We start from the raw sequence: 20,956 nt of genomic DNA on the forward strand, positions 1-20,956 counted from the left end.
GAGGCAGTACTCGGCGTAGTTGCGGCCGCTCCGGAGCGATACCGGGGAATGCTCTGGCTGATGGCGGGCTGCGGGTTACGACTCGGCGAAGCCATGGGCCTCGGCCGTGACCGAATCTCCTTCGGCCACCAACTGATCACAGTCGACCGGCAAGTTGCCTGCGACCGGGACACTGGATCGGGTCGATACGGCAGCATGAGGCTGCGCCACACCAAATGGCGCGAGGATGGGGAGCAGGGGCGTCGAGTGCCCTGCCTGATGTTGTGGCGTTGGCCCTGCGCCGTCACCTCAAGGACTACGACACCTGGGGTGAGGATGAGCTGCTGTTCAGCAACGCGACGGGCACCGGGTTGCTCTACCCGTACTACTGGTACGGCAGGATCTGGCGTCCAGCCCTTGCCGCAGCCGGCATCGACTACTTCAAGCCGCACAGTCTCCGGCACTTCTACGCCGCGTCGCTGTTGAGTCAGGGGGTGGCGATTTCCGAGGTCTCGGCCTGGCTGGGCCACACGTCGGTGAGCTTCACCGAGCGGTACTACTCCGATTTGATGCCTGACTCCCCCGACCGTGCGAGGCTCGCGATCGACGGCGCCCTGGGACCGAATCGACAGGAGGCGGCTGCTGTGGGCGGGCCTGGAATCCTACGGACGGCGTCGGCATAGGGAGCTGAGGGAGCTGTCGAGCTGCCAGCTCGCTCAGGCCATGTTCGGCGGCCCCAGTCGATGGATCATGTGCTCATCCACCCGACTGGACAAACCAGTTCAGGCACCGCCCGATTCGGCGAACAGGTCACCAGTGCCAGGGACAGGTACGAGGGGCGTTCGAGGTAGAAGCCGAGCGACACGTCAGCCCCCGAATGCAGCCGCTCAGCGGCGGAGTTCACGAGAAGGGCCAGGTGGGTCGTGTCGCGCTGTGCCTCGGAATCGAACCGGGGCGCGTACTCGGTCAGCCGTTCGCCGAGCCATGACGCCGCTTCCTTCGCCTCATCCCACGTGCCCCGAACTAAGGAACCCGGCTTGATGAGCCAGAACGCCGTTTCCAGCGGAGGTAGATCAGAAGTGGGGAACTCTGCGGCCACCTCGCGGTAGCGCTGGATCAGTTCCGGCCTGCTTTCGGCCGGGGGTGGCTCGGGATGCGGGGGCCGCCGAAGTGCTTCCTGGTCGAAGCGCTGTTTCGGGCCGGTCCACAGGTAGCCGTGATGGTGCACCAGTCGATCCCGTTCGGTGTGGAGGGTCGAAGGACCAATCGGTCCCGGCCCTCTGGGAGGGGTGGGCCGGGACCGATTGGAAGGGACGGAGGGGTCAGACGTTCAGGCCGAACCTCGCCGGGTCGATACCGGCCGCGTCCAGTTCCTCCGTGGTGAACCGCAGCGGCTGCGCGTCCGGCCGCTTGCTGTCACCGACGGCCCAGGAGTCGTCATCGATCCTGGCCAGGGTCACGCACCCCTCACTGCAAGGACCACCGCACGCCTTCACGAACGAGGCCCCGTCGATGTTGAGCGCGTACAGGTCAGTTCCGTTCTGCATCGCTGCACCTTCCTGCTCACCTGTCACGGCCATGACCGGCCGCCGCCGCCCATACCGGACGGGAGTTCATGGATGGAGAGGGCAGCGCCTGATGCCCGGAACTAGGACCCGGTTTCTTGAGAAGCAGTCGCCTGGTTCCGTGCCTCGGCCGCGATGCGAAGTGACTCCGCGATCAGCTCCGCGTGCTCCGCCCTGAGCGGGCCGACCTTCACGTACGGCTCACCCTTCGGGGTCACCGTGGGCCACAGCGCACGGTCCAACTCGCGGTCAGGTATCCCGAGGCGCCGCAGGGCGGCATGCAGCTCTTCATTCGCGTTGACCGCCGTATTCCTGGCGCTTCGCCAGAGCTGCATGTCCATCGCTACCGCGCCCCGTGCGTGTTGTGGCTCCGGATCTCCGCAGCGGCATCGCACGCCGTACGGAAGTCACGCCTCCTGAGAGCCGACTTGCGATCCCTTGCGAGAGCCATGCATACCCCACACCCGTTCTCGGGCGTGCCCTCCAAGAGCCAAGGGTCGATCGGCAGTTCTACCGGCGCTTCCTGCGTCGTCTTCGTAGCGGCCATTGACACTCCTCGACTTGAGCGTTGAGGTATGCATGATCCGCCGGATCCTGAAGAGTTCTCTAGCCTGTTTCCTGTTCCCGTAAAAAATAGTCGCGGATGTCCTCGACCAGACTCCGCATGTCGTTACCGAACACCGCCATTCGCTCGAATCCTTCGAACTTATCGACATAGACCCCTACATCTCTGGGGTCTGTGACGACCACCTCTGCGTGGACCGTTTCTATCGTGACCATTCGGTCGTCGCGGATGACGAACGCGTGATTTGCAATGTCGTTTTGCTGAATATGTAGGGGAACTACGCGGATGTCCACATGGGAGAGTCGTGAAATGGAAATGATGCGGTCGAGCTGTGCAGCCATCATCTGTGGCGGGACGATTCGCCACCGAAGGACAGGTTCCGTGATGATGAACCGCAGTGCCTTCGCGTTGTCGTAGAGGACCGCTTGGCGTTCGAGTCTCCCGCTGATCGTCCGTGTGAGAGCGTCCTCGCTCAGGTTGTGACGTTGCAGAACGGCCCGGATGTACTCCGGCGTCTGGAGCAGGCCGGGAACCAGCGCCGGTTGGAACAGCCGCAGCATCGACATCTGGGCTTCCAGAGCCTTGGCGGCCTGCTGGCCTTTGTGGACCCCGATGCGCTTCAGAAGTCGCCATGCCGTCGCTTCCGTCGCCGACGCTCGGGCGGCCTCCGCGTACTCCGCCTTGACCTCATCCGAGACGCCGATGGCTGTCAGGATGCGCTCTACGTCCGTCGCGCTGGCCGCGAGCTTCGCATTCTCGATCTTGGACAGCTTGGACGGAGACATGAGGGCGCTGCGGGCTACTGCTTTGGCTTCCTTCCCGGATGCCACTCGCAGCGCCCGCAGCGCGGCCCCAAGCTGTGCTCTGTTCACGCCCCGTACTTGGCCCACCATTCGGTGAACGGCTCCGCCTGGGCGAGTGCCACGTCACGGAACCGCGTGAATTCCGCCGTTCGTTCCGCCGGCAGCACTTCCGATCCCAGGTACTTCCCGGTTCCGTCGTAGTTCATCACGGCCACGGACTCGGAGTCGAAGAACCAGAAATCCGGAACGTTCTCCAGGGGGTTGGCTTTGTCGGTGACGTCGAGGATGAAGAACTCCTCACCCCCGGTCATGTTCTTCTGGTAGCCCCACCCGAGTTCGAACCTAAGATAGTCCGTGAGTGGGCGGGACAGAACGTGCACCCGGTAAAGCCGCTTCCCCTTCTCGGTGTGGGAGCGGAGTTCTTCGATCCAGCCCGCGTTGTAGTCGTCCGGCTGCGGCTCCCCGGCCAGGAACGCGTGATAGGCGTCGACGTTCCCGGACTTGCTGTAGTCGTCCAGAGTTTCCAGCCGGAACGCCTCACGCTCGAACGCGTCGAAGAGGTCGCCGAGGGTCCTAGATGAGGTTGTCACGGATGGCCTTCTGGATCAGTTCCATCGGGATCTCGACGAGGGTTTCGTGAGCGGGAATCTGAAGCCCGTGATCGACCGGAGTCTCGCCCTGTACCAGGAAGGTGCCGCGATCCGTCGCGTAGATCGTCGGGCAGTCCTTGATGTCGCACGTGCTGACCAGCTTGGTGACCTTCATGGTCCTGGTTCCCCTCTCGCGTGCTGCTGCCAGTGCCCCGCGTGTGGCTCGATGCTCCCGAGGGTGAGGTACGCGGGTCAAGCGATCACGGTTGACGGAACAGGAAACCGCGTAACCTGCCCCGGGCCTGCTTGTCTGTTGCGCGGCCGGTGCTGGTGCCTCCAACACGGCCGCTACCTGCGCAGACCGTTGACGATCATGGGGAAATGCTGGGGAGACCCTCTCTAGGAGGGGTGTTCGTGCAGGTCAGCGCCGTATGACTTGTAAAGCACCCAGATCTACGAGGGCACGAACCAGGTCCAGCGCATCGTCATGGCACGCAACCTGCCGTAACCCACCCCCGGCACCAGGGACTTGAGGGGCACCCCGGCGGGGGGTGCCCCTCCTTCTTGTCTCGGGTGGGCCACTCACGCGTCCCTACGCGGCGTCGAACCACGCCTTGTGCGCCGCCCAGTGCCCGACCCAGCCCGCGAAGCCGGGTGCGGAGGTCGTGAACCCGAACTCGGCGCCGAAGGGAACGGCGCCCTCCCCGGTGATGTGCCAGATCTGCCCCCGGTGCGGGCCCGTGACGACGAGATGCCAGTTCATTCCGCACCCGTCGGTGCCCAGCACGACGGACCCGTGGTCGAAGACCCGCTCGACGACCGGATCGATCTCCTCGGCCGGCCTCGGGTCGTCCTCCCACACCCACGCCTCCGTGAGCGGGAACGGTCGGCTCAGGTCGCGCCCCTGCCCGTCGCCGCCCCAGCCCTCGGGCAGCTCGGCCAGGGACACCAGCCCGTACTCCGGCGGCCCGGAGTACGAACCGTCGGTCACCTCGGCGCAGAACGTCCGGTACGGCTCGGGCAGCACGATGCCGTGCTCCGCCTCGAAGGCGTGCACCGCCGCCCAGCCGAGCGCCGACTCTCCGCCGTCGTCCACGGCGAACGCCCCGCGCAGCGCCGCGAGTTCCTCCAGGGTGGCGTGATCGTTGTTCATGCGGTCATGGATACCAGCCGGCTCTGACAACGCCCGATGCGGGCGGCCTCACACGCCGTTCAGCGCGCCCCGTAGATCCTCCGGCGTGCGGTAGTGGACGGTTCGCATGCCGAGGGCGGCCGCCGCGTCCACGTTCTCCAGGGTGTCGTCCACGAACAGGCAGCGCTCGGCCGGGACGCCGGCCCGCTCGACGGCGATGTCGTAGATGCGCCGGTCGGGCTTGGCGATGCCCACCCGTGCGCTGCTGACCACGTGGTCGGCGAGGTCCGTCAGGCCCAGGACCTCCAGGTCCTCCTCCAACTGCACCGAGGTGTTGGTGACGAGGACCAGCGGCACGCGGGCGCGGGCCCGGCGCAGCAGCGCCACCACCGTCTCGTCGGCGTGGAACGGGGAGCGTACGAGCGCCGTGCTCAGCTCCGCCGCCGTCCCGTCGGCCACCAGCCCGCTCAGGCCCCGCAGGATCGACCCCGCCCACTCGTCCGGTGTGATTCGCCCCAGCACCAGCGGCAGCACCGTGTCCGGCGCGAAGGCCACCTTCATGGTGGTGCCCTCGGCCAGCCCGGCGGCGCGCTCCAAGGCGTACAGGTGGGCCGGTTCGTAGACGCGGATCACGTTGTCGACGTCACAGAGCACCGCGTCGAAGGGGTGTCCGCCGGAAGCGGACGGGGCCGCGGGGGAGAGGGTCATGACCTCACCCTGGCATCCCGCCGCGGGCAGCCGTCGGCCAGGGATGCCTCTCCGCCCCGAAGCGCCGGTGGGGCCTGTCCGGCGGATCCTGCCGGACAGGACCTAGTCCAGCCCGTTCGCCGCACGCTTCTCCCGCAGTTCCATGATCGCCCGTCGCCGTGCCAGCCGGTGGGTGCGGCGGATCTGGGCCTCCTGGTAGCGGCGTTCGTCCCGCTCGGTCTCCGGAAGGACCGGCGGCACACGCCGGGGCCTCCCGTCGGCGTCGACGGCGGCGAAGACGAGATACGCCGAGCCGACCTGCTGGGGCGGCTCGGACTCGTTCCAGCGCTCGGCCAGCACGCGGACGCCGACCTCCATGGACGTCCGCCCCGTCCAGTTCACCTGGGCCTTCACATGAACGAGGTCGCCCACACGGACCGGCTCCAGGAACACCATCTCGTCCATGGAGGCGGTGACCGCGGGCCCGCCGGAGTGCCGCCCGGCCACCGCGCCCGCCGCGTCGTCGACCAGCTTCATGATCACTCCACCGTGCACCGTGCCCAGAAGGTTGGTGTCGTTGTGGGTCATGATGTGGCTGAGGGTGGTCCGGGACGCGAAGGTCGGCTTGCCCGGAATGTCGTATTCCGGAGTGGGCGCCTGGTCTGTCATGCACTCCACCCTATGTGGGGGGCGTGCGAGGGGTCGCTTTGCATCAGCTCTGCAACAGGCGTGACCCAGATCTCCCCACTCTCTTGTTAGGCATACGGTGCGGCCCTGCACACTGGTCCGCATGAACGATTGGCCCGACGGGTGGGACGACAACCGCAGCAACGGTGGCAACCGCTACGGACGCGGCAGCGCAGGCGCACAGCCTGAGAGCGCCCGCGTCATGCGGCAGGTTCAGCGCGGCCCGGCGGCGCCCGGTCCGCGCCCGCCCGCACCGCCGTACGGCGGGGTGCCCCAGCAGCCGACGTACGACGACGGCCAGGGGTACGACAACGGGTACGACTCCGGCTACAACACCGGCCATGTGTACGGGTCGCCGGGCGGCCCCGGCGGTCCGCAGGGCCCCGGCGGCCAGGGCGGCCGTGCCCCGCGTCCCGCGCCGAACTGGCGGCGGCGGATCAAGTGGACCGCGATCACGCTGGTCACGCTGTTCGTCGTGGTCTCCGTCGGCACGTACTTCTGGGCCGACTCCAAGCTCCACCGTGACGTGGATCTCTCGACGGTCATCGACCGGCCCGAAGCGGGCAAGGGCACGAACTATCTGATCGTCGGATCCGACAGCCGTGCCGGCATGTCCGCCGAGGAGAAGAAGAAGCTGCACACCGGGTCCGCCGACGGCAAGCGCACGGACTCGATGATGATCCTGCACGTCGGCGACAACGGGGACACGCTGATCTCCCTCCCCCGGGACTCGAACGTGACGATTCCGACGTACAAGGGATCCGCGTCCGGCAAGACCTTCCAGGGCACGGGCCGCCAGGTGAAGCTGAACGCGGCGTACGCGGAGGACGGTCCGACCCTCCTCGTCCGCACCATCGAGTACAACACCGGCCTGCACATCGACCACTACGTGGAGATCGGTTTCGCCGGCTTCGCGAACATCGTCGACTCGGTCGGCGGTGTGGAGATGACCCTCGACCAGGGCTTCAAGGACAAGTACTCCGGCGCCGACTTCAAGGCGGGCAAGCAGACCCTCAACGGCGAGCAGGCCCTCGCCTTCGTCCGCACCCGCCACGCCTTCGCGGCCTCCGACCTCCAGCGCACCAAGAACCAGCAGAAGTTCCTGTCCGCCCTGGCCCACCAGGTCGCGACCCCGGGGACCGTCCTGAACCCGTTCAAGCTCTACCCGACCATGGGTTCGGGCCTCGACAGCCTCACCGTCGACAAGGACATGAGCCTGTGGGACCTCGCCGGCATGTTCTGGGCGATGAAGGGCGTGACGGGCGGCGACGGCAAGTCCATGAACATGCCGATCTCCGGCTCCACGGGCGGCAACCTCGTCTGGGACAAGGCCAAGGTCAAGACGCTGGTGGACGAGCTGAAGAACGACGACAAGGTGACGGTGTCGGGCAACTGACGTCCACCACCAGCACCACGAAGGGCCCCCCGGACGAACCGGCGGGGCCCTTCCCGTACATGCGAGTGATGCCCTTCAGGTGCGAGTGATGTGCTTCAGGCGCGCGTGCCGTGCTCCACGCGCGCGTGCCGTGCTCACGGACACGTCACCTGATCCCCGGTCACCACCCCGGCCTTCCCCTGGTACGGATCCTGCGCCCGCACCCGCGTGACCTCCTTGAAGTCCGGCCCCGCGATCACCTTCAGCAGCGGCCCCTGCCCGGCCACCGCGCGCAGCTCGCTGCCGGGGAGCGCGGCCGCGAGGGACTTCGCCGAGCGGTCCCAGCGCGGGTCGTACGAGATGACGGTGCGCCGGGTGGTCCGGTCCGGCGCGTTGACGGGCCGGCCCGTCGTGTGGAACCCGGTGGCGGCGAGCGCGCCGTCCAGGCGCTTGCCGAGGCCCTCCGTGGGCGTCCCGTTCTCGACCTGGACCTGGATCTGCTGCGGGGCCACCTCGACGTGCACGGTCCTGACGCGCGGTGCCTTGCGCGCCGGAGCCAGCGGCTTGTCGTCGCGCACGGACTGGAAGAGCTCGGTGGCCTTCGCCTCGTCCCACTTCAGCGTCGAGCCGATGCCCTTGACGACGTAGGCCATCTGCCCGATCGGCACGGTTGTGAACTCGGAGGAGGAGGGGGAGAAGTTCCGCATCGCCCGGCCGAGGTCCAGCAGTTCGTCCGTTCCGAAGCCCGTGTCCGCGCGGACCGAGCCGAGCACGGCCCGGGTGACGTCACGGAACTTCATCGGGTTCAGCAGGACCCCCGAGGACGTGGCCCGCTCGATCAACGCCGCCAGGAACCGCTGCTGGCGCTGCATGCGGCCGAGGTCGGAGGCGCCGTCGACATGCCGGGAGCGTACGTACTGGAGCGCCTGCCCGCCGTTCAGCGTGTGCGTGCCGGCGGTCAGGTCGAGTCCGGTGTACGAGTCCTTCAGGGGCTGTGCGGTGCAGATGCCCACGCCGCCGAGCACGTCCACCGTCCGCATGAAGCTGGTGAAATCGACCTCCAAGTAGTGGTCGATCTTCACATGGGTCATGTTCTCGACGGTGCGCACGGTCAGCTGTGGGCCCCCCTCGGCGTACGCCGCGTTGAGCTTGATCGGGTGCGGGCCGTGTTCCTTGCCGGTGGTCTCGTCGGTGTGCGCCGGCACCTCGGCGTACGAGTCGCGCGGCAGGCTCACGACGCTGGCCCGCTCCTTGTCGTCCGCGATGTGCACGATCATGATCGTGTCGGTGCAGTGACAGGGGGCGCCGCCCAGGCGGTACTTCCGCCGCTCCTCCTCCGTGATCTTGTCGCGGCCGTCGGTGCCGACCAGCAGGACGTTCATGCCGTTGCCGGCCGCCGGGCGGTTCTTCATGTCCTTGAAGGGGTCCACCCGGGCGATGTCCTCGTCCAGGCTGGTGACCACCGCGTGCCCGATGCCCGCCGAGGCGAGGACCACCACCGAGATCGTGGTGACCATCCGCATGGCCCAGCGCGGCTTCTTCCTCCGTACGGGGGGCCGTACGGAGGAGCGCTCCGGGGGCCGCCGGGAGCGGGGCGGCCCGGGGCGGGGCTGAGGGCGGGCCTGAGGGCGGGCGGGGGAGCGGGGCGGCGTGGGCAAGGGGGACACCTCCGCGGGGGTGAACGTGGGGAGCCGTGAGCACCGTAGGCCCATACGATCTGCTGCCCGGCTCGTAGGTAGGGCGGCGCGCGCCCGTGTCCCCCGTTCGCGGTAACGTGACGTCCGATGAGCGAGAAGTCTGACGTGCGGCCCCCCGCCGTTTCTGTGATCATGCCCGTCCTCAACGAGGAGCGGCATCTGCGCGGGGCCGTCCAAGCGATCCTGGCGCAGGAGTACGACGGCGAGATGGAGGTGGTGATCGCCATCGGTCCGTCCTCGGACCGTACGGACGAGATCGCCGCCGAACTCGTACGTGAAGACCCGCGCGTCCATACCGTCCCGAACCCGACCGGTCGCACCCCGGCCGCGCTGAACGCGGCGATCAAGGCGTCCCGGCACCCCGTCGTCGTCCGCGTCGACGGGCACGGCATGCTCTCCCCGAACTACATCGCGACCGCCGTGCGCCTCCTGGAGGAGACCGGCGCGCAGAATGTCGGCGGCATCATGCACGCCGAGGGCGAGAACGACTGGGAGCACGCGGTCGCCGCCGCGATGACCTCGAAGATCGGGGTCGGGAACGCCGCCTTCCACACGGGGGGCGAGGCCGGTCCCGCCGAGACCGTGTACCTCGGCGTCTTCCGGCGCGAGGCCCTGGAGCGGCAGGGCGGCTACAACGAGGAGTTCATCCGCGCCCAGGACTGGGAGCTGAACTTCCGGATCCGGGAGGCGGGCGGCCTCATCTGGTTCTCGCCCGAGCTGAAGGTGTCGTACCGGCCCCGTCCGTCGGTCAGGGCGCTCGCCAAGCAGTACAAGGACTACGGGCGTTGGCGCCATGTCGTGGCCCGGTACCACGAGGGCTCCATCAACCTGCGCTACCTCGCCCCGCCGACCGCCGTGTGCGCGATCGCGGCGGGCGTCGTGGTGGGCGTGGCGCTGACGCCCTGGGGCTTCCTGATCCCCGGGGGCTATCTCGCGGCGATAGCCGCGGGCTCGCTGCCCGCGGGCAAGGGGCTGCCGTTGAAGGCCCGCCTGCAGATCCCCGTCGCCCTGGCGACGATGCACATGTCGTGGGGCTTCGGCTTCCTCACCAGCCCGAAGGCGCTGGCGAAGAAGGTCATCGCGTCCCGCCGCCCGGCGGTGCTCACCTCCAACTGACCGTTCTCGTCAGCCGGCCGGGCCCCTCTCGACACCGAGAGGGGCCCGACTGCTCGTCCGACCTGCCTACTTGCCGCCCCGCCTACCTGCCTACCCGCCCAACTCCCTACGACCAGACGTAGTTCGGGTTCACGTGCATGCAGGCCCCGGTGTCGGCGCCGTTGAGCGCGTCGGCGGACTCCGGCGTCTTGTCGTCCTGCGCCTTGGCCTTGTACGCCGTTCCCTCGCGCCAGTCGGCGCCGACCACGAGCGTGACACCCGAGACGTCCGTCGACTTCTTCACCGCACTCAGCGGGATCCCCAGTGCCTTGGCGACCGCCTGGGCGTCGCCCTGCAGGTCGGCGCTCGGATAGCGGATCACCGTCGTCTCCTCGGCGGTCGCCGCCGAGGTGTCCGCGGCGGCCTTGGTGAAGCCCTTGCCGGAGAGCAGCTGGGACACCGTGCGCGCGCGCCCGCCGACCGGGCCCAGCACGTCCGTGCGGGTGCCGTTCTGCACGGACACACCGATCTGGTCGTCCGCGGCGGCCGGGTCCGTGGAGGCCTTCACCGCGGTCGTCGTCTTCTTCTTGTCCTTGCCGTCGAGCGCGATGTCCTCGCGCACGAGACGGAACAGCTGCTCGGCCTCGCCCGGCTTGGGCTCCACGCGGTTGCTGTCCGACACGGCCCACTGCCAGGGCATCGTGGTCATCGTGATCCGCTTCGGCTCGACCTTCTTGAGCTCGTTGCCGAGGTCGTAGAGCTTCAGCACGGTACCCAGGCCCTTGTCGACGGTCAGTGCCTTGGTGGCCGTCTCCGCGAGGCTGCGCAGCTTGCCGGGGTTGCTGATCGTGGCGTTCTCGCGCAGCTGGCGGACCATCGAGTTCATGTACTGGTGCTGGGCCCTGGTCCGGCCGATGTCGGTGTTGTCCTCGAAGCCGTACCGCGTCCGCAGCCACGCCAGGGCCTGTGTGCCCTTGACGTAGGTGGTGCCCTCCTTGAGCTTCAGCCCGGAGCCGTGGCCCTGGCTGTCCTTGGAGTAGACGTTGGCGTCCACACAGACCGGGACGCCGCCGATCGCGTCCGCCATCGACACCACACCCGAGAAGTCGATCTTCATGAAGTGGTCGATGTGGATCTTGGTGAGCTTCTCCCAGGTGGCCACCGTGCAGCCCGGACCGCCGCGCCCGAGCGAGGTGTTGGTCATCACCAGGCCGGTGGACGCCTCGTACACCTTCTTGGTGTCCGGGTCCGTGCACTTGGGGATCTTCAGCAGGGTGTCGCGCGGCATGCTGATCACCGACATGTTGCTGCGGTCGGCGGAGAGGTGCAGCAGCATCTGGACGTCCGCGAGCGGGGTGCCGCCGAAGGTCTCCTTGGCGCCGCCGAGCTCCTGGTTCTCCTTGGTGTCCCGGGCGTCCGAGCCGATCAGGAGGATGTTCAGCGGCGTCTGTCCGGCCGCGTTGGCCTTGCTCTTGGCCGCCCTGTCCTTCTCGTCGCCGAGGTTCAGGTCGTCCTTCTTGATGTTGTCGTTCAGGTGCTGGTAGTAGAGATAACCGGCACCCGCGGTGCCAAGTATCAGCAGCGCCAGAACGGACGCCGACCAGCGCAGTACGCGGCGTCTGCGCCGCGGGCTCCCGCCTTCGCCGCCCCCGCGCCGACGCCCGCCACCGCCGCTGCCGTGCCGACCCTGCCCGCGCGGTTCGGCCGACGTACCGTCGTCGCTCCCGTCACCGGGAAGCCGGCCCGCGTCACGGGAGGAGCGGCGCTCGGCGTCGACAGGATGGTCTCCGGCGTCCGCGGGGTGCTCCCCGGCGTCGACGGGGTGTTTCCCGGCCCCGGCGGCGACGGAGTGGCCCCCGTCGCCGTCCGCGGGTCTGGCGCCCCCGCCGTCGCTGTCTCTGCTGTCGACGCCTCTGCTGCCGCCTGTGCCGTCCGCGCCACTTGTGTTGCCTGTGCCGCTTGTGTTGCCTGTGTCGCCTCTGCCGTCCTCGCCGTCCGTGTCGGCGGAATCACCGTTCTCGCCGTACAGACTGTCGTCCCAGCCCAGATCACCGGCCTGTCGGACACGTGGTCGAGCCCCCTCCCCACGCACACCGCTTCGCGCCATCTCCCTGCCCCTCCCCACCCTGCGCCTGACAAACGGGTCCGTCCCGCGTCCTGTGGGACGCGCGCGTCCGGGCCGGACACCCCTTGCGTCCGGCCCGGACGCCCTGCGTCCTGTTAGACGCTTGACGGACCCGTTAGGTCATCAGCTGGCGCACACCGTTTTGTCCGCCGTCGACTTGTCGACGTCAGGCGCCTTGGTCGGGGCGGTCAGCGACACCCCGGCGCCCTTGAAGTCCTTGCCCAGGGTCAGCACGATCGCGGGCAGCCCCTGTGAGTTCTTCTCGCTCTTGCCCGGCTTCAACGCCGAAGCGGGCAGCCCCATGAGGTCCGCCAGCTTGCGTGCCTGATCGGCCTGGTCGGGAGAGTACTCCAGGGTCGTCTTGCTCAATGTTGCGTCGGCGTTACCGAGTTGGCTGGACTTGAGCACGCCCTCATCATTCTGCAGCCAGTTAAGAGTTTCCTGTGCGCTGCCGGCCGGGGCGCCGCCGTTGTAGATGTCGACCCGGATGTCGGAGGCCGCGGAACGGGTGCCCTTGAGACGGGCGGCCACCGCGGCCTTCTCCTTCTGCTCCTGCTGCTTCACCGCGGTGAAGGAGACGTCGCTCTTGATCGCGTCGAAGACCTCGGGGGCCGTTGTCTCATTGACGACGACCGTCGCCTTGACCGTCTCGGCCGGGTTGTCGAGGACCGGCACCGTGGTGAACGTGATGTTCTTCGTGGGCACCTTCTTGAGCTCCAGGGCCACGTCCTTGAGGGTGCTGACCTTTCCTATCCCGGTGTCCACCGTCAGTGCCTTCGTGGCGGCCTCGGCCAGGCTGAACAGCTTGGCGGGGTTGGTGAGGGTGTCGCTGGAGGCCATCTTGCGCATCAGGGAGCCCAGGAACTGCTGCTGCACCTTGATGCGGTCGAGGTCGCCCTGGTTGCCGAAGCTGTGCCGGGTGCGGACGAAGGCCAGCGCCTGCTCGCCCGCGACCGTGGACTTGCCCGCGGGCAGCTTGAGGTGCGACTCCTTGTCGTTGACGGCGTGGGCCACACACACCTCGACGCCCCCGACCGCGCTGGTCAGCGTCTTGACCGCGTTGAAGTCGGCCATCATGAAGTGGTCGACCGGGATGCCGGTGACCTCCTTGACCGTACGCATGGTGCAGCCCGGGTCCCGGCCGTCCTGGCCGAGGCTGGTGTTGAAGCGGACACTCTGCGTACCCGGGACGACCTTGGTGGTGCCGTCGGACTGCTTCGTAGGACAGTCCGGGACATCGACGATCAGGTCACGCGGAATACTCAACGCGGTCGCGTTCGTACGGTCCTTGGAGACGTGCAACAGGATGTTGGTGTCGGCGTGCCCGACACTGCCCGTGTCGCCGTACCCCTCGTTGCCCGCGCCCGTGCGTTTGTCGGTGCCGATGATCAGGATGTTGAAGGCCTCGTCCTTGCTGAAGCCCTTCTTGCCCGCGCTGCCGACGTCCGTCGTGCTGACGTTGCCCTCAAGGTGCTTGAGGTAGAGATACCCCGCGGCCGAGGAGGCGACCAGCACGAAGGCCATCGTCCCGCCGGTCCACAGCAATATCTTCTTCGCCTTCGACTTCTTCGGCTTTGTCCGCCCCTTACGGCGGCCCGGCGGCTCGGCCGGGGCGCCGCGGCGTCGGCGCGGCCCGGGCACGCCGGTGCCCGGAGCGGCGGGACTCTCCCGCTCCGGCGCGGTGCGCGCCCGTGTTCCCGCTTTCGCTCCCGAGTCCGCGGGGCTGCCGCGGCGTGGTCTCGGGACTCCCGACTGCGGTGCGGAAGGGGTCAGTCGCAGTTCGTATTCGCCGGTGTTCGGGTTGAGCACCCACTGGTCTGCGGGATCGATGTTGTCCGCCCGCCCACGGCCTTGCGCGTCCACGGTTGTCTGAATCCTCCGTCGGGGCCACGCGGCGCCCTTCCCCCTCAAAAGGCGCTCGGGTCTCGGTCAAGCAGTGCGCGACCCCCAGGATGGACCTCGGGCCGGGTGCACCGGGTCGCTCACACTATCCGCCCGGTTCGGGGTCAAGCGACGGAGGTGACAAATTACACGTCCCTACAACTGGGCAATCCGCCCTATTTCTCAAAGACTTCTTAGCTCAGGGGTTCCCGCCTTGGCGTGCGCTTTACCCGCAGCCGTCCTCGGCCGCCGTGTTCCCGCGGAAAGTCGGCGTGGCGGAGGGAGTGCTGGACCGCTTTCTTCCCGACTTCACGTTGCCGTCCGACTCCTCTTCGTAGTCGAATGCGGAGTCGTACGTACCTTCGTCACCACCCTTGTGCGAGTTCTTGCGTTTCGCGGTGGAATCCATCGGAACGTCCTTCGCGACCGCCACCGGAGCGTCCGCGCGCAACAGTGCGAAGAGTTTGTCGGCCGCCGGTTTCACGAGCTGGTCGCGATTCGGGTCGTCGACGTACGACGTCCGGGGCACCGTCAGGAATTGCATACGTTCTGTAGGAATGCCGCGCATGCCGCGAACGAGGTCGTACAGCCCGCGCAGGCTCGCCAGACCCGGGTCCGTGGTGAGTGAGGAGGTGGCCGCGTCGAGTACGGGATAGAGCTTCGTCGGATTGAGCAGGACGCCATTGCTCTGCACCTTGTGGACGAGCGCGCCGAGGAATCGCTGCTGGCGTTCCATCCGGTCGGTGTTGCTGCCGTCGCCGATGCTCTTGCGGGCGCGCACGTAGCCGAGAGCCTGCTCGCCGTCGAGCACGACCTTGCCGGCGGGCAGCTTCAGCTTGGCGCCCTTGTCGTCGATGGGCTCCTTCAGGCACACCTGGACGCCGTCCACGGCGTCGACCATGTCCTTGAACCCCTCGAAGTCGACGACCACATGGTGGTCGACCCGGATGTTCGTGAGTTTCTCGACGGTCCGGATCGTGCAGGCGGAACCGCCGACTTCGAAGGCGGAGTTGAGCATCGCGAACACCGGCCGGGTACGGGTGCCGTCCGGGCGGAGGCAGCTCGGCACGTCCACCATCAGATCGCGGGGCAGCGAGACGGCGGTCGCGCTGCCCCGGTTCGCGGCCAGGTGCAGCAGGATCGTGGTGTCGGAGCGCTCGGTCCCGGAGTCCCGGCCGTACTTCCCGTTCTCGTCCCCCGAACGCGAGTCCGAACCGATCAGCAGGATGTTCTGCGCGTCACGCACCAGCGAGGTGGGCCGCTCCTTCTCGTACCGCGCCAGCTCGGCCGCGGCGGCGGCGTCCGCCGTGATGTTCCGGTTCAGCTTCTCGTACGCGGCCCAGCCGGCCCCGACGGCGCCGACCGCGACGACGGCGGCACCGAGCGCCGAATACTGAACCCAGCGCCGCCGCCGTCGCCGTATGAGCCCGGCGCCGGTGGGCGAAGCCCCCGCTCCCGGCCGTGCGCTGTCGGTCACGTCGGAGTCCACCCCTCATGGCGTTCGAGCGTGCGGTGCTCCTACGACCATGGACTGGGCCGGGGGCCGGGGGTGGGCTCTGATAGGCCGAACGGGGGGAGGGGCCCGTGAGGGGGGCGCGGGGCCGACATGTGCGGCTCCGCCGCGTGGGCGCGACCAGCCCCCACCGCGCGGCAGCCGCCCCCACGGCCGCCGGTGAACTAGCGAACCGTCGACGTCACCCGCTCACTCTCGATCCGCTTGGCCAGCGCGTCCTCGCCGAGCTGCTCCAGACGACGGCAGAGCACCACGGACCCCCCGGAGGCGAGCGGCGCGTACAGCCCCGCGCTCAGCCCCTCCCAGGTGTCGTACGGAAGCGCGGACAGGATCCGCGACCCGGGCCCCGTCAGATCCAGCGAAGCCGCCTCCGCGCGGGCCCGCTCGACGACCTCGGCCCCCGTGTGCTCGGCCCCGGCGACGATCAGCGCGGGCGCCTCCGGGTCCACCGGCGCGTACGGCACGAACCGGTCGCCCTGGCTCGGCACCTCGACGGCGTAGTCCGCGTACCCGGCGGGCGGCGTCGGGAAGCGGCGGCCCAGCGGCGCGAGCGAGAGGGCGACGCGCTCGCCGGAGCAGGCGAGCCCGGCATCGAGCGCGTCCGGCCCCGCGACGACGAGGTCGGCGGCGCCGGGATCACCCCCGACGTCCGCGACGACCCCCACCGAGGCGCACGCGAGCAGCCATACCGCCGTCTGCCAGTGCGCGGGCAGCAGCAGTGCCACCCGGTTGCCGGGCTCGGCGGACAACTCGCCCTGGAGGAGGTTGGAGGTCTTGGCCACCCAATTGGCGAAGGTGGTCACGGACAATTCGACACGTTCGCCCGTGGCGTCGTCGTAGAAGGTCACCAGGGGGCGCGCGGGGTCCGCGGCGAGCGCGGATCGCAGCAGGTCGGCAGGGGTGCGGTCGGTGGCGTTCACGCGCGCAAGCGTACGCGGGGGCGCCCGGCGGGACACGGCGTCCGCGCCACCGGTTCGGACGAGCGTGGCCGGACGGTCCGTCAAGTCAGCAATGGACAGATAAGTATGACTATGTCCACGATCGGGGACATGCGTGGATTCCTTGCTTCCTCGGTCGGCGTCGTCTGCGCGGCCGCTCTCACCCTTCCGCTGGCTCTGTCCGTCCCGGCGCAGGCCGGCCCCCCGGCGGCGCGGACCGAGCCCACCGTCCCGGGCAGCACCCAATCCCTCCCTCTGGTTCCGTCGGGCGCAGACCGCGCCCTCGGTCCCGCCGCGCCCGAACAGGGCCTCGGCAGACGCACCGTACGGTCGTTCTCGCTGGTCGGCGTCATCTGGGACGACCCGGACGCCGAACTGCACGGACGCGTCGAGGTCCGTACGCGTGCCGCCAGGAGCAGCCGCTGGACCGGCTGGCAGTCCGTCGAGACCCACAACCGTGAGCACGCGGCCGACCCCGACACCGCGGAGAGCGGCTCGGGCCGGGTGCGCGGCTCCACGGCACCGCTGTGGGTGGGCGACTCGGACGGAGTCGAGGTGCGCGTCCAGGCGCAGGTGGACGAAAGGTCCACGGCACCCGGCGAGTCGCCGCTGCCCAGAGGCCTGCACCTCGAACTCGTCGACCCCGGCGCCGAGCCTCCGCCCCAGGGCGGGTCCACGGACGCAGGGCGCGTGGGCGCGGAGCCCGCCGAGGCGTACGCCGCGTCCGCCGCCAACGCCGGTCTCGCGCCCCTGGGTGCCACGGAGATCACGGCACTGTCCAGACAGGAGACGCAGAGGGAAGCGCTCGCGGGGATGCCGCAGAACGCCCCGCACGTGAAGCCGTACATCGGCGAGCGCCCCCGCATCGTCACCCGGCACGGCTGGGGCGCCGACGAGAGCCTGCGCGAGCGCGGCTTCGTGTACACCAAAAAGGTGAAGGCCGCCTTCGTGCACCACACGGCCTCGGGCAACAACTACCGCTGCTCGCAAGCCCCTTCGGTCATCCGCAGTATCTACCGCTACCACGTAGTGAGCAGCGGCTGGCGCGACATCGGCTACAACTTCCTCGTCGACAAGTGCGGAAACATCTACGAAGGCCGCGCCGGGGGTGCGGCCAAGCCCGTCATGGGGGCCCACACCCTCGGTTTCAACAGCGACAGCATGGGGATTGCGGTCCTCGGCAGCTTCGGCCGGACCAAGCCGTCCGCCGCCGCGGTGACCGCCATCGCGCGGCTCACCGCATGGAAGCTCGGCCTTTCCGGAGCCGATCCGCGCGCCAAGACATACCTGAAGTCCGGCGGTGGCAATCTCTACCGAAAAGGTAAGAACGTACGACTGAACGTGATCTCCGGTCATCGGGACGGTTTCGCCACGGAGTGCCCCGGACGGCAGCTGTACGGCAAACTCGGCTCGGCCAGGACGGCCGCGGCCCGCTACCAGGGCCGCTGAGGTCTGCGCGGCGCCATCGAGGACACCCCACTGCCGTCGAAGGCCTCTTACTACGGACTGCATACACTGGCCGGCCGAATCACCCTTCGGCCGGTCCCGGCAGGAAGCAGAGACGACAGGTGACAGAAGCGATCCTCCTGGTCGGGGGCAAAGGCACCCGGCTGCGCCCGCTCACGGTGAACACCCCCAAGCCGATGGTTCCGGCGGCCGGGGTCCCCTTCCTCACGCACCAACTGGCGCGGGCGAGAGCGGCGGGAGTCGAGCACATCGTCCTGGCGACCTCCTACCTGGCCGAGGTCTTCGAGCCGTACTTCGGTGACGGCTCGGCGCTGGGTCTCCATCTTGAGTACGTCACCGAGGAGGAGCCCCTCGGCACGGGCGGCGCGATCCGCAACGTGGCCTCGCGTCTCCACTCGGGCCCCGACGACCCGGTCCTGATCTTCAACGGCGACATCCTGACGGGCCTGGACATCCGGGCGCTGGTGGCGACCCACGAGACGACGGGCGCGGACGTCTCCCTGCACCTCACCCGCGTCGAGGACCCGAGGGCGTACGGCCTGGTCCCCACGGACGCGACGGGCCGGGTGACGGCCTTCCTGGAGAAGCCGCAGACCCCCGAGGAGATCGTCACCGACCAGATCAACGCGGGGGCGTACGTCTTCCGCCGCTCGGTCATCGACACGATTCCCGGGGGCCGCCCGGTCTCGGTGGAGCGCGAGACCTTCCCCGACCTGCTGGCCGCCGGGGCGCACCTCCAGGGCATGGTGGACTCGACGTACTGGCTGGACCTGGGCACCCCCCAGGCCTTCGTACGGGGCTCCGCCGACCTCGTCCTCGGCCGCGCCCCCTCCCCGGCCGTGCCCGGCCGCTGCGGCGACCGGCTGGTCCTGCCGACGGCCAGGGTGGCCCCCGACGCCAAACTGACCGGCGGCACGGTCATCGGTGACGGCGCCCACATCGGCGAGGGCGCCCGGGTGATGGGCAGCACGGTCCTGTCGGGCGCCGTGATCGAACCCGGCGCGGTCATCACCGATTCCTTCATCGGCACCCGCGCCCGCGTCGGCGAACGCACCGTCCTCTCCGGCACGGTCATCGGCGACGGTGCGGTGGTCGGTCCCGACAACGAACTCCGCGAGGGCGTAAGAGTCTGGTGCGAGGCCAGAATCCCGGCCGGCGCGCTCCGCTTCTCGTCGGACCAGTAGAAATCCCGCCACGGGCGGCCACCGACGGGCTGCCGCCCCGATGCACCCGGCGGCCGGTGGGGGTTGGTCGCGCAGTTCCCCGCGCCCCTAGGGCCGGGGCTGCGCCCCGGATTCCCCGCTGAGTCGGAGATGTTCGGCTGATCGCCGGTGGGGGTTGGTCGCGCAGTTCCCCGCGCCCCTAGGGCCGGGGCTGCGCCCCGGATCGCCCGCTGAGTCGGAGATGTTCGGCTGATCGCCGGAGGGGGTTGCTCGCGCAGTTCCCCGCGCCCCTGAAAGCCTTGGGCGCAGGTCCGGATTCTTGAGGCTGTCCGGCCGTTTGAGGGCGAGGTCGGGGGCTGCACCCCGCCCGGCCCCGGTCCGCGGTTCGCGGTCCTTGAGCCTGTCCGGCGTTTGAGGACGCGGCCGGGGGGCCGCACCCCACCCACCCCGCGTTCACCCACCCCCGGCCCCCGCCACCCAGCCCGTCCGGCGTTTGAGGACGAGGCCGTTCAGGCCGATGCGGGGGTCTGGGGGCGGAGCCCCCAGGTACGGGATGATGGGGGTCCCCCTGCTCGAGCGAAGCCGAGAGCTTGGGGGAGGGTAGGGGCGGCGGGGGCGAAAACCATCGAGCCCGGCCCCGGGGTCGACTACAGCCGCCCGATATCCCCCCGCGGCATCCGCGGAACCCGTCGCGGCGGCGTCCGCCCCGACAGCAGAATCAACCGAGCCGCCCGATGCCGCTGCCCGGCATACGGCTCCAACAGCGAAAGCATCACGGAGTCGTCCGCATCCCGATCCCCCGCCAGCGCGTACCCCACGATCCCCGGCAGATGAAGATCCCCGACGGTCACCGAGTCCGCCGCACCATGACTCCGCTGCACGGTCTCCGCCGAAGTCCACGGCCCGATCCCCGACACCAACTCCAACCGCGCCTGCGCGGCCCCCGCCGCCATCCGCACCGCTTCCTCAAGCCGCCCAGCCACCCGAACGGCCCGCAGAATCGTCGACGCCCGCTTGTTGTCGACCCCGGCCCGGTGCCACTCCCAGGAGGGGATCAGCGCCCACGTCCGCGGCGCCGGCATGACGGACATCCGCTCCGGCGCGGGCCCGGGCGCCGGCTCCCCGAACTTCCGTACGAGCAACCGCCACGCCCGATACGCCTCGTCCGTCGTGACCTTCTGCTCAAGAACAGACGGAATGAGCGACTCCAGCACCAGCCCGGTACGGGTCAACCGCAGCCCCGGCCGTCGATGCCACGCGTGCGCGACCACCCGATGCCGTGGCTCGAAGACGCCGGGTTCGTCGGCCGAACCGAGCATCTCGGGCAACTGTTCGAGCAGCCAGTCGGCCCCCGGCCCCCACGCCTCGCCCCGCACCACCCCGCCGCGCGACGAGACCCGCAGGGTGCCGGCCCCGGCAGGCGTCCGGCTGGCCCGCCACACGGCCCCGTCCGGCGTGGCGCGGAAGGTCGGATCCCCCGGCCCCCGCCGCAACGGCCCGAGCACGAGCCCGAGATCGAGCGGCCAGGGCGGTGTCCACGTACGCGTACGCCCGGGTACGACGGTCTGCCGCGGAACCCCGTCGGAGGCACCTCCGGGCACCACGACATGCCCGCCACGCACCGTCGTGCGGGTCGGCCGGGGAGCGAAACGTCCAGCCACGAATGAGGTCCTAAATGAGGTCCCAGGGGTACT

20 protein-coding genes are annotated in these 20,956 nt (G+C 69.2%); 5 read left to right on the forward strand and 15 right to left on the reverse strand.

From position 1 onward, the window contains the following. Nucleotides 1-263 precede the first annotated feature (263 nt). Nucleotides 264-662, forward strand: a complete 399-nt coding sequence (locus tag RV986_RS31750) for a tyrosine-type recombinase/integrase (RefSeq protein WP_475920666.1) — start codon at nt 264-266, stop codon at nt 660-662. A gap of 65 nt (nt 663-727) precedes the next feature. On the opposite strand, the gene RV986_RS31755 is transcribed toward RV986_RS31750, so the two are convergent. The 9 genes from RV986_RS31755 to RV986_RS31795 all read right to left on the reverse strand — a co-directional run bounded on the left by RV986_RS31755 (nt 728) and on the right by RV986_RS31795 (nt 5,990). Next, nucleotides 728-1,207 carry a hypothetical protein gene (locus RV986_RS31755; protein WP_475920667.1) on the reverse strand — a complete coding sequence of 160 codons (480 nt, stop codon included), beginning with the start codon at nt 1,205-1,207 and terminating at the stop codon, nt 728-730. Nucleotides 1,208-1,301: 94 nt separating this feature from the next. Continuing rightward, the gene (locus RV986_RS31760; RefSeq protein WP_475920668.1) at nt 1,302-1,526 is read right to left on the reverse strand and encodes a DUF397 domain-containing protein; all 225 of its coding nucleotides are present in this window, start codon (nt 1,524-1,526) and stop codon (nt 1,302-1,304) included. 101 nt (nt 1,527-1,627) lie between these two features. Next, nucleotides 1,628-1,885, reverse strand: a complete 258-nt coding sequence (locus RV986_RS31765; protein WP_475920669.1) for a hypothetical protein — start codon at nt 1,883-1,885, stop codon at nt 1,628-1,630. Nucleotides 1,886-2,150: 265 nt separating this feature from the next. Next, the gene (locus RV986_RS31770) at nt 2,151-2,981 is read right to left on the reverse strand and encodes a helix-turn-helix domain-containing protein (RefSeq protein ID WP_475920670.1); all 831 of its coding nucleotides are present in this window, start codon (nt 2,979-2,981) and stop codon (nt 2,151-2,153) included. Beyond that, on the reverse strand, nt 2,978-3,502 hold the full coding sequence (locus RV986_RS31775) for a DUF6879 family protein (RefSeq protein ID WP_475920671.1): 525 nt from the start codon (nt 3,500-3,502) through the stop codon (nt 2,978-2,980). The genes RV986_RS31770 and RV986_RS31775 overlap by 4 nt, the downstream gene beginning before the upstream one ends. Beyond that, on the reverse strand, nt 3,486-3,677 hold the full coding sequence (locus RV986_RS31780; RefSeq protein ID WP_475920672.1) for a hypothetical protein: 192 nt from the start codon (nt 3,675-3,677) through the stop codon (nt 3,486-3,488). Before RV986_RS31780 ends, RV986_RS31775 begins: the two co-directional genes overlap by 17 nt. A 417-nt stretch (nt 3,678-4,094) precedes the next feature. Next, nucleotides 4,095-4,655, reverse strand: a complete 561-nt coding sequence (locus RV986_RS31785; protein WP_475920673.1) for an SMI1/KNR4 family protein — start codon at nt 4,653-4,655, stop codon at nt 4,095-4,097. Nucleotides 4,656-4,703: 48 nt separating this feature from the next. Next, a complete protein-coding gene (locus RV986_RS31790) occupies nt 4,704-5,342 on the reverse strand; it encodes an HAD family hydrolase (RefSeq protein WP_475920674.1) in 639 nt (212 codons plus the stop codon). Nucleotides 5,343-5,444: 102 nt separating this feature from the next. Further along, the gene (locus tag RV986_RS31795) at nt 5,445-5,990 is read right to left on the reverse strand and encodes an acyl-CoA thioesterase (RefSeq protein ID WP_475920675.1); all 546 of its coding nucleotides are present in this window, start codon (nt 5,988-5,990) and stop codon (nt 5,445-5,447) included. Between the two features lie 121 nt (nt 5,991-6,111). Here RV986_RS31795 and RV986_RS31800 point away from each other — a divergent pair, with 121 nt between their 5' ends. After that, nucleotides 6,112-7,404: an LCP family protein gene (locus tag RV986_RS31800; protein ID WP_475920676.1), complete on the forward strand. Its 1,293-nt coding sequence runs from the start codon at nt 6,112-6,114 to the stop codon at nt 7,402-7,404. A gap of 134 nt (nt 7,405-7,538) precedes the next feature. Here the strand turns inward: RV986_RS31800 and RV986_RS31805 are convergent, their stop codons facing one another. Further along, entirely contained in the window at nt 7,539-9,041 is a 1,503-nt protein-coding gene (locus RV986_RS31805; protein ID WP_475920677.1) for an LCP family protein, read from the reverse strand. Between the two features lie 126 nt (nt 9,042-9,167). Between RV986_RS31805 and RV986_RS31810 the strand changes: the two genes are divergently transcribed. Then, nucleotides 9,168-10,196 (forward strand): glycosyltransferase family 2 protein, encoded by a 1,029-nt coding sequence (locus tag RV986_RS31810; protein ID WP_475920678.1) that lies wholly within the window; start codon nt 9,168-9,170, stop codon nt 10,194-10,196. A 106-nt stretch (nt 10,197-10,302) separates the two neighbouring features. Here RV986_RS31810 and RV986_RS31815 read toward each other — a convergent pair whose 3' ends face one another. The 4 genes from RV986_RS31815 to RV986_RS31830 form a co-directional block, all read right to left on the reverse strand. Further along, nucleotides 10,303-12,282 carry an LCP family protein gene (locus RV986_RS31815; protein WP_475920679.1) on the reverse strand — a complete coding sequence of 660 codons (1,980 nt, stop codon included), beginning with the start codon at nt 12,280-12,282 and terminating at the stop codon, nt 10,303-10,305. Nucleotides 12,283-12,423: 141 nt separating this feature from the next. Continuing rightward, on the reverse strand, nt 12,424-14,163 hold the full coding sequence (locus RV986_RS31820; protein WP_475920680.1) for an LCP family protein: 1,740 nt from the start codon (nt 14,161-14,163) through the stop codon (nt 12,424-12,426). 244 nt (nt 14,164-14,407) lie between these two features. Further along, nucleotides 14,408-15,658: an LCP family protein gene (locus tag RV986_RS31825; RefSeq protein WP_475920681.1), complete on the reverse strand. Its 1,251-nt coding sequence runs from the start codon at nt 15,656-15,658 to the stop codon at nt 14,408-14,410. Nucleotides 15,659-15,858: 200 nt separating this feature from the next. Further along, nucleotides 15,859-16,614 carry a TIGR03089 family protein gene (locus tag RV986_RS31830; RefSeq protein ID WP_475920682.1) on the reverse strand — a complete coding sequence of 252 codons (756 nt, stop codon included), beginning with the start codon at nt 16,612-16,614 and terminating at the stop codon, nt 15,859-15,861. A 129-nt stretch (nt 16,615-16,743) separates the two neighbouring features. Between RV986_RS31830 and RV986_RS31835 the strand changes: the two genes are divergently transcribed. Continuing rightward, nucleotides 16,744-18,081: a peptidoglycan recognition protein family protein gene (locus RV986_RS31835; RefSeq protein WP_475920683.1), complete on the forward strand. Its 1,338-nt coding sequence runs from the start codon at nt 16,744-16,746 to the stop codon at nt 18,079-18,081. Between the two features lie 119 nt (nt 18,082-18,200). Continuing rightward, complete coding sequence (gene manB, locus RV986_RS31840; protein WP_475920684.1) at nt 18,201-19,283, forward strand: mannose-1-phosphate guanylyltransferase; 1,083 nt, start codon at nt 18,201-18,203, stop codon at nt 19,281-19,283. A 626-nt stretch (nt 19,284-19,909) separates the two neighbouring features. Here manB and RV986_RS31845 read toward each other — a convergent pair. Then, nucleotides 19,910-20,923: a DNA-3-methyladenine glycosylase family protein gene (locus RV986_RS31845; RefSeq protein WP_475920685.1), complete on the reverse strand. Its 1,014-nt coding sequence runs from the start codon at nt 20,921-20,923 to the stop codon at nt 19,910-19,912. Between the last annotated feature and the right edge of the window lie 33 nt (nt 20,924-20,956).

The organism is Streptomyces sp. RLA012 (assembly GCF_056270325.1).

Excerpts from the sequence above, each read along its gene's own strand:
- RV986_RS31780 (WP_475920672.1), bottom strand. The coding sequence starts at position 3,677 with ATGAAGGTCACCAAGCTGGTCAGCACGTGCGACATCAAGGACTGCCCG.
- RV986_RS31795 (WP_475920675.1), bottom strand. The coding sequence starts at position 5,990 with ATGACAGACCAGGCGCCCACTCCGGAATACGACATTCCGGGCAAGCCG.
- RV986_RS31815 (WP_475920679.1), bottom strand. The coding sequence starts at position 12,282 with ATGGCGCGAAGCGGTGTGCGTGGGGAGGGGGCTCGACCACGTGTCCGA.
- RV986_RS31800 (WP_475920676.1), top strand. The coding sequence starts at position 6,112 with ATGAACGATTGGCCCGACGGGTGGGACGACAACCGCAGCAACGGTGGC.
- RV986_RS31760 (WP_475920668.1), bottom strand. The coding sequence starts at position 1,526 with ATGCAGAACGGAACTGACCTGTACGCGCTCAACATCGACGGGGCCTCG.
- RV986_RS31790 (WP_475920674.1), bottom strand. The coding sequence starts at position 5,342 with ATGACCCTCTCCCCCGCGGCCCCGTCCGCTTCCGGCGGACACCCCTTC.
- RV986_RS31785 (WP_475920673.1), bottom strand. The coding sequence starts at position 4,655 with ATGAACAACGATCACGCCACCCTGGAGGAACTCGCGGCGCTGCGCGGG.
- RV986_RS31810 (WP_475920678.1), top strand. The coding sequence starts at position 9,168 with ATGAGCGAGAAGTCTGACGTGCGGCCCCCCGCCGTTTCTGTGATCATG.
- RV986_RS31765 (WP_475920669.1), bottom strand. The coding sequence starts at position 1,885 with ATGGACATGCAGCTCTGGCGAAGCGCCAGGAATACGGCGGTCAACGCG.
- RV986_RS31835 (WP_475920683.1), top strand. The coding sequence starts at position 16,744 with ATGCGTGGATTCCTTGCTTCCTCGGTCGGCGTCGTCTGCGCGGCCGCT.